At 63.9% G+C, this 13,784-nt stretch carries 7 protein-coding genes; 2 read left to right on the top strand and 5 right to left on the bottom strand.

All coding sequences use genetic code 11. From position 1 onward, the window contains the following. Nucleotides 1-33 precede the first annotated feature (33 nt). Together AC1DZP_RS19965 and AC1DZP_RS19960 are read right to left on the bottom strand one after the other, a co-directional pair. Nucleotides 34-1,017, bottom strand: coding sequence for a DMT family transporter (locus tag AC1DZP_RS19965; protein ID WP_477304780.1), 984 nt, complete (start codon nt 1,015-1,017; stop codon nt 34-36). Between the two features lie 82 nt (nt 1,018-1,099). After that, nucleotides 1,100-3,406 (bottom strand): xanthine dehydrogenase family protein molybdopterin-binding subunit, encoded by a 2,307-nt coding sequence (locus AC1DZP_RS19960; RefSeq protein WP_477304778.1) that lies wholly within the window; start codon nt 3,404-3,406, stop codon nt 1,100-1,102. Nucleotides 3,407-3,563: 157 nt separating this feature from the next. Between AC1DZP_RS19960 and pepN the strand changes: the two genes are divergently transcribed. Both pepN and AC1DZP_RS19950 read left to right on the top strand, forming a co-directional pair. Continuing rightward, a complete protein-coding gene (gene pepN, locus AC1DZP_RS19955; RefSeq protein WP_477304776.1) occupies nt 3,564-6,209 on the top strand; it encodes an aminopeptidase N in 2,646 nt (881 codons plus the stop codon). A 171-nt stretch (nt 6,210-6,380) separates the two neighbouring features. Further along, entirely contained in the window at nt 6,381-8,702 is a 2,322-nt protein-coding gene (locus AC1DZP_RS19950) for a PAS domain-containing sensor histidine kinase (RefSeq protein ID WP_477304774.1), read from the top strand. Nucleotides 8,703-8,750: 48 nt separating this feature from the next. On the opposite strand, the gene AC1DZP_RS19945 is transcribed toward AC1DZP_RS19950, so the two are convergent. From AC1DZP_RS19945 to AC1DZP_RS19935, 3 genes are read right to left on the bottom strand one after another with little or no spacing between them, the layout of a single operon-like run. After that, nucleotides 8,751-9,230, bottom strand: coding sequence for an EF-hand domain-containing protein (locus AC1DZP_RS19945; protein WP_477304772.1), 480 nt, complete (start codon nt 9,228-9,230; stop codon nt 8,751-8,753). A gap of 58 nt (nt 9,231-9,288) precedes the next feature. Then, complete coding sequence (locus AC1DZP_RS19940) at nt 9,289-12,303, bottom strand: bifunctional [glutamine synthetase] adenylyltransferase/[glutamine synthetase]-adenylyl-L-tyrosine phosphorylase (protein ID WP_477304770.1); 3,015 nt, start codon at nt 12,301-12,303, stop codon at nt 9,289-9,291. Beyond that, nucleotides 12,303-13,778: a sensor histidine kinase gene (locus AC1DZP_RS19935; RefSeq protein ID WP_477304768.1), complete on the bottom strand. Its 1,476-nt coding sequence runs from the start codon at nt 13,776-13,778 to the stop codon at nt 12,303-12,305. The genes AC1DZP_RS19940 and AC1DZP_RS19935 overlap by 1 nt, the downstream gene beginning before the upstream one ends. Nucleotides 13,779-13,784: the final 6 nt, after the last annotated feature.

The raw sequence follows: 13,784 nt of genomic DNA, 5'->3' as shown, positions 1-13,784 counted from the left end.
AATTGGCTTTCCGTCCGCTATGCGGACCTCTCCTCACCCCTGAGGCAGAGTCGCCCTTCGCGTGCGGGTGCGCTGCAGACCAAGCTGGCGCTCGCGCCAGATGATGAAGATGCCGGCGGCAACGACGATCAGGCCACCGACCAGCATGTTGAGCGTGGCAACGTCGCCAAAGACGAGATAACCGACGACGACGCCAAGGATCATCGAGGTGTATTCGAAGGGCGCCACGACCGAGGCTTCGGCATGGCGATAGGCCGACGTCATCAGGATCTGGCCTAGGCCGCCGCAGAAGCCGGCAGCGACAAGAAGAGCCGCCTGGAGCGGCGTCAGCGCCTGCCAGCCGAACGGCAGCGACAGCAGCGCCATGACGCTCGCCGTCACCGAAAACCACAGCACAATGGTCGCGGTGCGTTCGCTTTGCACGAGGTTGCGCACGAGCAGCATGGCAACGGCCGAGATCGCCGCAGCGACAAGGGCGGCGATGACGCCGAGCACTTCCTGGTCGTCGAGCGCCTCGTCGGAACTCAGCAGCGTCAGTTCCGGCCAGGAGATGATCAGCACACCGACCAGGCCGACGGCGACCGCGCTCCAGCGATAGACGCGGATGGCTTCGCCGAGGAAGATCGAACTGAACACCACCACCAGCAGCGGCTGCGCATAGTTCAGCGTGATCGCCTCGGGCAGCGGCAGCCGCGTCAGCGCGAAAAAGCCAAGTCCCATGGCGCAGACGCCGACGACACCGCGCGCAATGTGATTGAGCGGGCGCTTGGTCGAAAACGCAGTGCCGAGTTTTCCCTTGAAGGCGAGAAAGGCAATGATCGGAAAGATGGCGAAGAAGGAGCGGAAGAAGACGATCTGGCCCGCCGGCACGGTGCCCGCCGCCTTGATGCAGGTCGACATGCCGACGAAGACCGCCACCGAAACGATCTTGAGCGTGATCCCGGTGAGCGTGCTGTGCCCGACGGGATGGTCGCTGGCTGCTGCGGCCTGACCTGGTTTTGCTGTCACGAGTCTCATCCATCCCGATATGATCGGAATGGATCTCTGTTTTCTTGCCTGACCATAATCTTTTCCGAAAACCGGTTCCCACTTTTCGGGATCATGGTCTAGCCGCTTCCCGGATCGTTGCCCAGATGCGCGCCGGCGTCGCCGGCATGTCGATGTGCTTGACGCCGTAGGCACGCCAGAGCGCGTCGGTCACCGCATTGAGTGCTGCCGGTGTCGAGCCGATGGTGCCGGCTTCGCCCGCCCCCTTGATGCCGAGCGCATTGGTCGTCGAAGGCACGTTGCGGGTCTCGAAATGGAAGAATGGGAAATTGTCGGCGCGCGGCATGGCGTAGTCCATGAAGCTCGCCGTCAACAGCTGTCCATCCTCGCCGTAGATGGTGTCCTCGGTCAGCGCCTGGCCAATGCCTTGCACCACGCCGCCATGCACCTGACCGGCGAGCAGGATCGGATTCACAGTGACGCCGAAATCGTCGACGATGGTGTAGCGGACGATGTCGGTGGTGCCGGTGTCGGGGTCGATCTCGACCTCGCAGATATGGGTGCCGTTGGGATAGGTGCACTCGTCCTGCACGAACTCGCCGAACCCCTTGAGATCATCCGGCGTCCTGGCGGCCTTGGCGATGGCGGAAAAATCGATCGTACGGTCGGTGCCGACGATGCGGGCAACGCCGTCCGACAATTCGATGTCGCCGGCCGAGGCCTCCAGCTCATCGGCGGCGATGCGCTTGATCTTGTTGGCCAGATCCTCGCCGGCGCGCGACGCCGAAACGCCGCCGAGCGGAATGGAGCGCGAGCCGCCAGTGCCGCCGCCAGCCTTCAGCTCATCGGTATCACCCTGGCGGACATGGATCTTGTCGATGTCGAGATTGAGCTTTTCCGACAGGAACTGCGCGTAGGCGGTGGCATGCCCCTGCCCGTTGGTCTGGGTGCCGATCTTCAACGTCACCGTGCCGTCGCCGTTGAGTTCGACAAACGCCGGTTCCGACCCCGGAAAGGCGCAGGCCTCGATATAGGTCGCCATGCCGAGGCCACGGATCTTTCCACCTGCTTTCGACTGTTCGAGCCGCTGCGGAAAGGCCTTCCATTCCGCCTGTTCGATGGCGCGGGTCATGTGGCCTTCGAACTCGCCAGTGTCGTAGAGGCGGCCGGTCTGCGTGCGGTAGGGAAATTGCTCGGGCCGGATGAAATTGCGGCGCCGAATTTCTTCGACGGGCAGACCCAGATCGTGGGCGCAGGCGTCGACGAGCTTTTCCAGGAGGAACGCCGCTTCCGGGCGACCGGCGCCGCGATAGGCATCGACCGGGCAGGTGTTGGTGTAGAGGCCGGTGACCGACACGTCGAGCGCCTGGATGTCGTAGACGCCGGTCGACATGGTGACGCCGATATAGGGAATGTAGGGACCGTATTGCGAGACATAGGCGCCCATATTGGCGAGCAGGTCCACCTTCATGCCAAGGAACCGGCCATCCTTGTCCAGTGCCATCTCGGCCTTCACGACATTGTCGCGGCCTTGCGCGTCGGTCAGGAAGTGTTCGGTGCGGTCGCCCGCCCATTTCACCGGATGGCCAAGCCGCTTCGCCGCCTCGAGCACCAGCGGGTATTCGCGGTAGACGAAGCTCTTCGGCCCGAAACCGCCGCCGACATCCGGCGTGATGACACGCAGCTGGTCCTTCTTAATCTTGAACAGGCTGGCCAGGATGTACTGCATGGAATGCACGCCCTGTGACCCCGTGGTCAGCACGAAGCGGTTCTCCTCAACGTTCCACTCGCCGATCGCCGAGCGCGGCTCCATGTAGTTGCAGACCAGCCGGTTGTTGACGAATTCGATGCGGGTGACATGGGCGGCCCTGGCGAAAGCCGCGTCCGTCTTTTTCTTGTCGCCCGTATGGTAGCTGAAGGCCCGATTCGAACCGAGTTCCGGCCAGACCAGCGGCGTGCCTTCGGCGAGCGCCGTCGCCGTTCCGGACGCCGCATCTTCGCTATCATAGTCGACGTCGATCAGTTCGGCGGCATCCTGCGCCAAAGCGCGGCTGTCGGCGACAACGAAGGCAACGGCGTCGCCGACATAGTTGACGCGGTTGCGGCACAGGACCGGAATGTCGCGGGTCGGCGCCTTGGTGCCGTCCGGCTGTTGCTGCATGACGCCGGACTTTAGATCGCCGAGATGGGCAAGGTCCTTGCCGATCAGCACCAGATGCACGCCGGGTGCTGCCTTCGCCGCCTCGGTCGAACCGATGGTGAAGCTGGCCTTGGCGACCGGCGAGCGCAGGACGTAGCCATGCAGGACGCCAGCCGGCTGGATGTCGTCCGTGTAGCGGCCCTGGCCCTGGATGAAGGCAGCATCCTCGCGCCGCAGCACGGATGCGCCCATCCCGAATTTCGGCGTGACGACGGTCATGGAGGCCTCGTGATGATGAATGGGAGGAGGAACGCCTGAAATAGGCGCCGTCTCAGTTTTGTCGAGGGGCTGTTTCGTGTAAAGAGCGCGGACTTCAAATTTCTTGGACCAGCGGAAACAATCCGCCACCAAGGCAATCGACAGGAAAACCCACGGAATGCGCACGGACACCGGCCAGGTCTTCAAGCTCGAAGACTACCGCCCCAATGACTACCTCATTCCGCAAAGCAACCTCACCTTCCGCCTTTCGCCAGACGCAACGCGCGTCACCGCCGTGCTCACGGTCGAGCGCCGTGATGGCGTATCCGCGTCGGCTCCGTTGGTGCTCGACGGCGACGGGCTGACGCTCAAGCGCATCGAGATCGGCGGCAAGAAAGCGAAACCGGCCGATATTCTGGTGACGCCAGACCAGCTGACCATCCTCGAGCCGCCGGCCGCGCGGCGCTTCCAGCTGCTCATCGAGACCGAATTGGCGCCGGTGGGCAACGAAGCGCTCATGGGCCTTTACCGCTCGAGCAATGTCTACTGTACGCAATGCGAGGCCGAGGGCTTTCGCCGCATCACCTATTTCCTCGATCGCCCCGACATCCTGTCTGTCTACACAGTGCGCATCGAAGCCCTGCGCGACGAGGCGCCGCTGCTTTTGTCCAACGGCAACCTGGTCGACAAGGGTGACATCGGCGATGGCTGGCACTTTGCTAAATGGCACGACCCCTTCCCCAAGCCGTCCTATCTGTTCGCGCTGGTGGCGGGCAATCTCGGCAAAGTCGCCAACAGTTTCGTCACCCTGTCCGGCCGCATGGTCGAGCTCGGCATCTATGTCGAGCCCGGCAAGGAGAAGCTGGCCGGCTACGCGATGGACGCCCTGAAGCGGTCGATGAAATGGGATGAAGAGGCGTTCGGCCGCGAATACGACCTCGACGTCTTCAACATCGTCGCCGTGTCCGACTTCAACATGGGCGCGATGGAGAACAAGGGCCTCAACATCTTCAACGACAAATATGTGCTGGCAGATCAGGAGACAGCGACGGATGCCGATTTCGCCAATATCGAGGCGATCATCGCGCATGAGTACTTTCACAATTGGACAGGCAACAGAATCACTTGCCGCGACTGGTTCCAGCTCTGCCTGAAGGAAGGGCTGACGGTTTTCCGCGACCACGAATTCTCCGCTGATCAGCGCTCGCGCGCGGTCAAGCGGATCGCCGAAGTGCGCACGCTGCGCGCCCACCAGTTTCCCGAGGACCAGGGCCCGCTGGCGCATCCGGTGCGGCCACGCCGCTACCGCGAGATCAACAATTTCTACACGGCGACGGTCTACGAGAAAGGCTCCGAAGTGGTGCGCATGATCCGCACCATTCTCGGGCCTGATGCCTTTCGTGCGGGCATGGACCTCTATTTCGAACGTCACGACGGCGACGCGGCGACGATCGAGGATTTCATCAAGGTGTTCGAAGACGCATCCGGCCGCGACCTGTCGCAGTTCGCGCTCTGGTACCACCAGGCGGGCACGCCCAATTTGACCATCAGTTCGACGCACAATCCGGCATCGCAGGAGTTCATGCTGGAAATCGAGCAGTCGGTGCCGCCGACACCCTCCGAAAGCCGCAAGCGGCTGATGCACATCCCGCTGGCCTTCGGCCTGATCGGCGCCGGCGGCCAGCCGGTCGACTATAGTGGGGTCGACGGCGCCAGCGTCGAGGACGGCGTCATCCATGTCCGCAAGCGCCGCCACATGGTGCGGTTCTCAGGTGTTGCCGAACGCCCGGCGGTGTCGCTCAACCGCGGTTTTTCGGCACCGGTGACGCTGTCCGTCGAGCAGAAGGCTGACGACCAGTTCTTCCTCGCCCGCCATGACAGCGACGCCTTCTCGCGCTGGCAGGCCTTCAACACGCTGTTGACCGACGCGCTGATTGCCGCCTTCCGCGAGATCCTCGGCGGCAGGCAGCCGGTTTTCGCGTCGCGGCTGACCGAACTCGCCGGCGGCATCGCCGCCGACGAGACGCTGGAGCCGGCCTACCGGGCGCTGGCGCTGGCGCTGCCTGGCGAAGCCGACATTGCCCGCGATATCGGCAGCAACATTGACCCCGACGCCATCTACGCTGCCCGCGAGGCGCTTGCACTGGCAATAGGCACGGCCAGCTCTGACAATTTTGCCGGCCTCTACGACAGGCTTGCCGACAAAGCGGCGTTCAGCCCGGATGCGGCGAGCGCCGGACGACGGGCCTTGCGCAACACCCTGCTGGACTATCTCTCGATGCAGCCGGGGGGAGCAGCACTTGCCGCCGGACATTTCCAGTCGGCGACCAACATGACCGACCGCGCCGCGGCCCTTGCCGTGCTTGCCCATCGCCACCACGGTTCGCCCCAGGCTATCCAGGCGCTGGTTGCATTCGAGACGACTTATGGCTCCGACCCGCTGATCATGGACAAATGGTTCCAGATCCAGGCCAGCGTGCCGGGTCCGCAGGCCGTCGACACGGTGCGCGCGCTGACCGCTCATCCCGCTTTCTCGATGCACAATCCGAACCGTGTGCGCTCGTTGATCGGCACCTTTTCCAGCGCCAACCAGACCGGCTTCCACCGTGCGGACGGCGAGGGCTACCGGTTCTTCTCGCAGACCGTGCTCGAGGTCGAAAAGCGCAATCCGCAATTGGCGGCGAGGCTGGCGACGGCACTCCGCTCATGGCGTTCACTCGAACCTGGCCGACAGGCCAAGGCCAGGGAAGCGCTGCTTTCGATCGCGAAAGCCGGAGACCTGTCGGCGGATCTGAGCGATATTGTCGATCGCACGCTGGCCTAGGCGTGCGCTCTCGTCCGGAAAGGGCCGTTTCGGCACTATTTTAGGCAATTTTTAATCTTTTTTCGCCGGACCACTGGACAAGGCGAATCACCTTTGATTCTTTACTGACGATTCGGATGTGCGGCGTTTGCCGGATCAAAGCAGCATAGGCAACTTCGGGGAGTGCCATTTATGGCGAAGGCGGACGCGTGGGGCGCGCCCGGGGGGAAGGTTTTTGCGCATCGCGAGACGCGAAGCGACGGCCTTGCCGGGAACACGCGGCTCATCGCCGAACCGGCCTACCGGCGGCTTCTGGCCGCCGAGCCGCTGCTGCGCCGATCGATACCTGCCCTCATCATCACCTTCCTGATCGTCATCGCGGCGCTGCGGGTCCTGTCGCTGATGAACGAGCGCGACGATATCGAACGCAGCGCCAAGGCGATCCTCACGCTGGCGGCGGGTCAACTGGCGAGTTCGCTCGCCATCACTTCGGACACGGTGCCGGGCGCCATCCAGGACCTGTTGGAAACCACCAGCCGCCAGGGCGCGATGGGCCGCAGCCATGTGCTCGTCATCACAGACAGCGCTTTCAAGATCATCGCGGTGACACCGCGCTCGGTGCCATGGCAGAGCCATTCGCTCGACGGCCTCGTCGAGGGCGGCCAGCCATTGTTCATGTTCGGCGACCGCGCAGGCGTCATGGAGGTCAACATCGGCGGACGGGACTGGTATGCGGCGGTCAGCCTGGCGAACGGGCGAAAGGGTGCCGCGGCGGCACTGGTGCCTCAGGACGCGGTTTTCGACGCCTGGCGCAAGACTGTCTCGCTGAACGTCACCCTGTTCGTGCTGACGGCCGGCGTGCTGATCATCATCCTCTACGCCTATTTCGGTCAGGCGGCACGCGCGCAGGCGGCCGATCGCATCTATCTCGAAGCGCATCAGCGCATCGACATGGCGCTGGTTCGCGGCCGCTGCGGCCTGTGGGACTGGGACATGGTGCGTGGCAAGATGTACTGGTCGCGCTCGATGTACGACATGCTCGGCTACAAGCCCTGCGACACGATGCTGTCCTTCGGCGAGGTCGACGAGATCATCCATCCCGAGGATGGCGACCTGTTCGAGCTCGCCAACAGAATCGTCGCTCGTGAGATCGACCATATCGACCAGGTGTTCCGCATGCGCCACGCGGACGGCCAATGGGTGTGGATGCGCGCCCGGGCTCAGGTCATCGATCCTGAAGCACCGGAGATCCAGCTGATCGGCATCGCCGTCGATGTCACTGAACAGCGCCATCTGGCGCTGCGTTCCGAGGCGGCCGACCTTCGCCTCAGAACGGCGATCGAAAACATCAACGAATCCTTTGTGTTGTGGGATTCGGCCCAGCGCCTGATCATGTGCAATTCCAAATACCAGCAGGACAACGGGCTTTCGGACCGCGACGTCATGCCGGGCACCGCGCGCGCGGTGCTGGAAGACCGGATGCTGGCCTTTGCTTCCGAACGGCGGCTTGCCAACACCAACGGGCTGCAGGGCGGCGCCACCTTCGAGCGGCAGCTGGCCGACGGCCGCTGGCTGCAAGTCAACGAACTGAAGACCCGGGACGGCGGCATCGTCTCCGTCGGCTCCGACATCACCCAGATCAAGCTGCACCAGGAGAAGCTGGTCGACAGCGAGCGCCGGCTGATGGCGACGATCCATGATCTGAGCCTCGCCCGCCGGGCCGAAGAGGAGCGATCGCGCGAACTGGTCGACCTCAACCGCAAATACATGAAGGAAACCGAACGCGCCGAGGCGGCGAACCGAGCGAAGTCCGAATTCCTCGCCAATATGTCACACGAACTGCGCACGCCGCTGAACGCCATCATCGGCTTCTCCGAACTGATGGAACAGGGCCTGTTCGGTCCGCTGGGGTCGGAGCGCTACGAGGAATATGCCACCGACATCAACAGCAGCGGCAAATATCTGCTGGGCGTCATCAACGACATTCTCGACATGTCCAAGATCGAGGCTGGCCAATTCGCGCTGGACCAGGAACAGATCGACCTCGGTCCGCTGATCAGCGAGACGGTTCGCGTCGTCTCGCTGCAGGCGGCGCAGAAGGCGATCACCGTGGAAACACGCATCGCCGACGCGCTGACGCTGTTCGCAGATCGCCGTGCGATCAAGCAGATTGTCATCAACCTTTTGTCCAACGCGGTGAAATTCACCGGCCAGGGCGGCCACATATCGGTCAGGGCCCGCAACACCTCCGGCGCACTGGTGCTGACAATCGAGGACAATGGCTGCGGCATCCCGAAAGACGCGCTCGGCAAGCTCGGCCGTCCCTTCGAACAGGTGCAGAACCAGTTCTCCAAGAGCCATGCCGGGTCCGGCCTCGGCCTCGCCATCTCACGCTCGCTGGCCGAGCTCCAAGGTGGCGCGCTGAAGATCCGTTCGACCGAAGGCGTCGGCACGATCGTGTCGGTGCGCATTCCGGTCAAGAAGGCCGCGCCGGCGATCAAGGTCGCAGCCTGAGCAACCACAGGCTCCGACTGACGTCGCCGGAGCCTGGATCGGACAGCCTCACTGCATGCCGCCTTCGTTGTCGTCGCCATCCCATTCACGATGACGGCCAAAGCGGCCGCCTTTCGGCAGTTCGCTCTTCTCGATCTTGCCGTCATTGTTCCTGTCGAGCATGGCGAAGACCTTCTTCTGGCGACTGGTGATGTCGTCTGATGTCAACGTGCCATCGCCCCTGGTGTCGTAGCGGGCGATGATGCGTGTGGCCATCTGCTCAAAACGCGCCTTCTCCAGCGCATCGGCGAGTTGGGCGACGGTCAGTTTGCCGCCATTGTCGGCGACGAGTTTCTTCAGCCGCGCGTTCATGGCGTCGGAAAACTGGTCGAAGCTGATGGTGCCGTTGGAATCGCTCATCGCCTTGCTGAGGCGCATCATCGTGCCCTCGCGCAGCTTTTCGCTGGCATTGTTTTCGGCATAGGCCGTGGTGCCGACGGCGCCGGCCAGGGCGACGAAGGCAAGGGCAAGTTTGGTTGTCGTTCTCATGGTCTTCTCCTGTTGCATCGTCACCCCCGATGCGGTCAGAGATAACCGCTTGTCGCGATCATCCCGTACGAAGCAAAAGGTCAAAGTCCTTCCTGACCTTTTGCGACGTCTCCTTGAGGTGCGCTTCCAGCACACCGAAATCCGGCAGGTCAGTCACCGCCAGAAGCAGATCCGAAAGCCCCGGCGGAACATCGTCGCGCTCGAAGGCTCCGGTGAGGCACAGCCGCGTCATCTGGGTCAGCGCCAGATAGAGCGCGTAGGCTTCGCCAAGTTCCTGCCTGACCCCGGCATCGGCAAAGCCTGGCGCCAGGCGGGACAGGATTTCGGCCGTGCCGGTGGCACGTCTAACGGCCGGGGCACGTCTAACGGCTGGGGCACGTGCAAGTGGCAAGGCCGGGGCACGCGGCCCGGCTTCGACCTGCCCGGTGAGCACGGCCACCTGGGCGATGAATTCGAGATCGATCAGGCCGCCGGGAATCAGCTTGATGTCCCATAGGTCGCGCGGCGGCTTTTCCTTTTCGATCATGGCGCGCATATCCGTGGCCTCGGCCATCACCCTTGCCGCGTCGCGCGGCTGGCCAAGCACTGCCGCCACTTCCGCCTCGACCTCGCTGCACAGGCCGGAATCGCCGGCAATGGCACGCGCCCGCGACAGCGCCATGTGCTCCCACGTCCAGGCCTCCTGGCGCTGGTACTTCTTGAAGGCATCGACGTGGGTGGCCACAGGCCCCTTGTTGCCGGATGGCCGCAGGCGCAGGTCGAGTTCGTAGAGCACGCCTTCCGCGGTTGGCGCGGACACGGCCGCGATCAGCCGCTGCGTCATGCGGGTGTAGTAATGCGAAGGCGCCAGCGGCTTGTCGCCATCGGATTCCTCGGCATTTGGCGCGTGGTCGTAGAGCAGGATGAGGTCGACGTCCGATCCGGCGGTCAGCTCGCGGCTGCCAAGCTTACCCATGCCGAGCAGCGAAACCACGCCGCCGGCAATCGTGCCGTGGCGTGTCGCGAATTCGGCGGTCACCGCCTGCAATGCCGCCTCGATCGTGAGATCCGCAAGATCGGAAAAGGCGCGGCCGGCCCGAGCCGGATCGATCGAGCCGGCCAGCAGCCGGACACCGATCAGGAACTTCTGTTCGGAGGCAAAAATGCGCAGCCGGTCGAGCACGTCCTCATAGGGCCGGTCGCCCTCGACAAAGGCGGAAAGCCGAGCCGACAGATAGGCACGGTCCGGCAATTCGGTCAGCAAGGCCGGGTCGAGCAAGCCATCGAAGACATGCGGCCGGCGCGTGATGATCGCCGCCAGCCGGGGTGCGGCACCCATGATCGTCGCCATGAGCTTCAACAGGGCCGGATTGGACTGYAGCAAGGAGAACAGCTGGATACCGGCAGGCAGGCCGGCGAGAAACTCGTCGAAGCGTATCAAGGCTTCGTCGGCCCGGCGCGTCTGGCCGAAGGACCGCAGCAGCGCCGGCGTCAGTTCCGTCAGCCGCTCGCGCGCTTCCGCCGACTGGGTGACGCGATAGCGGCCGAAATGCCAGCCGCGCATGACCCGGCAGATGTCGCTCGGCCGCTGAAAGCCGAGGCCGTGCAAGGTCCGCAGCGTGTCGGGATCGTCGACATCGCCGGTGAAGACCAGATTGCCGATGCCTGTCGAAAGCTCCGGCGCGGTTTCAAACAGGGCGGCGTAATGGCGCTCGACCTGTTGCAGCGAGGCACGAAAGGCCTGGGAAAAGTCGGCCGCATCGGCAAAGCCGAGCATGTGGGCGATGCGCTCCAGCCCTTCGTCGTCTTCCGGCAGCGTGTGCGTCTGCTCGTCGGCAACCATCTGCACGGCATGTTCGACACGCCGCAGGAACCAGTACTGTCGGGCCAGCGCATCGCGGGCGTCTGAAGTGATCCAGCTGCGCGCCGCAAGCTGGCCGAGCATCGGCACGGTCTCTCGCCCGCGCAGTTCCGGGAAACGTCCGCCGGCGATGAGCTGCTGGGTCTGGACGAAGAACTCGATCTCTCGGATGCCGCCGCGCCCGAGCTTGACGTTGTGGCCCTTTACGGCGATCTCGCCATGGCCCTTGTGGGCGTGGATCTGGCGCTTGATCGAATGGACATCGGCAATCGCCGCGTAGTCCATGTATTTGCGCCAGATATAGGGCTGCAACTCCTTGAGGAAGGCAGCGCCGGCGGCGAGGTCGCCGGCGACTGGACGCGCCTTGATCATCGCGGCGCGCTCCCAGTTCTGGCCGCGCGCCTCATAATAGCGCAGCGCTGCCTCGACAGGGATCGCCAGCGGTGTCGAACCAGGGTCGGGGCGCAACCTAAGATCAGTGCGGAAGACATAACCGTGCTCGGTGCGGTCCTGCAGGATGCGCACCAGGCGACGCGTCAGGCGCGAAAACAGCTCGGTGGCATCAAGTGGATCAACGACGGCGGGCGCTTCCGGATCGAAGAAGACGACAAGATCGATGTCGGAGGAAAAATTCAGCTCGTGCGCGCCAAGCTTGCCCATGCCGAGCAGGATCCAGCCCGATTGCCTCGACGGATCGTCGAGATCCGGCAGCTTGAGCTTGCCCTGGCCATGCGCGTCGCGCAGCAGGAAGTCGACGGCAGCGCGGGTGCAAGCGTCAGCCAGATCGCTTAGCCGCCGCACCGTCAGCGCCGTTTCGGCTTCGCCGGCAAGATCGGCCAACGCGATCAGGAAATGCGCCTCGGCCTTCCACTGGCGCAGTTCCATCATCAGGCCGGATTCCGAGACCGCCTCGACCAAATGCGCCTGGCCGATGGCGGCGCCGATCGCTTTCAGCCGCGCCTCGACCGTCTGTTCGAACAGGCTGTCCAAAATCTTCGGCCGGCGACGCGCCGTATCGCGCAGGAACGGCGACAGATCGAAGACGGCTGCCAGGAAATCCTGGCCTGCCCCCTGGCCGGCCAGGAAATTGGCCAACCGCGCCAGCCCTTCTTCCCGCGCCGCCGAAGTGATCTCGGCCAGCTCTTGCCGAGCCCGATTTTCGTCGAGCGGAGCAAGCCTGGCGACCGGCTTCAGCAGCCAATCCGTCTCCACCTGCTTCGCAGCCGCACTCATCAGTGATCCTCCCGCGAGGGGAAACTCATGACCACGGATAATCCGGGATTGCCAGGCAAGAGATCAAGCCGGCCATTGTGGAAGGTCATGACCGCCTTGGCGAGGCTCAGGCCAAGACCGGAACCCGGCTGCGAACGGCTTTTCTCCAGCCGCACGAAACGCTCGGTCGCGCGGGCACGGTCGCCATCGTCCGGAATGCCCTGACCATTGTCGGCAACCGACAGTCGAACTTCGGTTCCGATCCGCTCAACAGCCACGCGCACGGCCGGTTGGGCGTTGGAGTCGGTCGAATATTTGATGGCGTTGTCGACGATGTTCGACAGTGCCTGGCCGATCAATTCGCGGTTGCCGTTGACGAAGACCGTTTCCCGCACGTCTGTCTCCAGCGAGACGCCTGCCTCCTCCGCCACCGGTTCGTAGAGCTCGACGACATCGCGCACGGCTTCCGCAAGATCGACGCGGTTGGTGTTCTCTGAGGAGTAGCCAGCCTCCAGCCGGGAGATCATCAGGATGGCGTTGAAGGTTTTTATCAGCTGGTCGGATTCGGCAATCGTGCCCTCCAGCGCCTGACGGTAATCGGTGGTCTTGTGCTTGCCCGCAAGCGTCGCCTCGGCCCGGTTGCGCAGCCGGGTCAGCGGCGTCTTCAAATCATGCGCGATGTTGTCGGAAACCTGTTTCAGGCCTTCGTTGAGCGTGGCGATCCTGGCCAGCATGGAATTGAGGTTTTCGGAGAGCCGGTCGAACTCGTCACCGGCGCCTGTCACCGGTAACCGGCCGGAAAGATCGCCGCCCATGATGCGGCGGCTGGCTTCCGACACGCTGTCGATGCGCTTCAGCGCGGCGCGACCGACAAAGAACCAGATCAGCAGTCCGCCCAGCCCCATCATGCCAAGCGCCAGCATCAGGGCGCGGCGAATGACGGCGCGAAATCGCTCCGGCTCGCCGAGGTCGCGACCAACCAGCATGATCATCTGGTTGGGCAGCCGAAGCACCAGCGCGATGGCGTTATGGCCCTTTTCGCCCTGCGCCTGCGCATCGTTCTGGTCGGATTGAGTGGTGCTCTGGTCCGCCGACAGATTGCGCTGCCGCTCGAGCTCTCCCTCACCAAAGCGCTGATAGGAGAACGGGCTGTTGGTCCAGCCTTCGGTCTCGAGCACGCCCGGCTCCAGGCTCTGCACGTTGCCGGTCAGGATCTGGCCGTTGGCGTCGGCGATCAGATAGAGGTTGGCGCCCGGCTGGCGCGAGCGCTGCTCCACGACGCGCACCAGGATCGGGAGGCCGCCGCGCTGATAGGCGCGGGCGAGGCCGAGCACTTCGTCGTTGATGGTCTCCTGCGTCTGCGCGGTCAGCATGCGCGCCGACAGCGAGGTCATGTAGAAGACAAGCAACACGGCGCAGAGCGCGAAGAGCAGGAGGTAGAGCGCCGAAAGCCGCGCTGCCGTCGTCTTCATGATGGCTGGCACGGAAAGGGCCATGCTGCT

It is taken from the genome of Mesorhizobium sp. P2_F8 (genome assembly GCF_056403655.1).
This window is presented reverse-complemented; position numbering and strand designations above follow the sequence as displayed.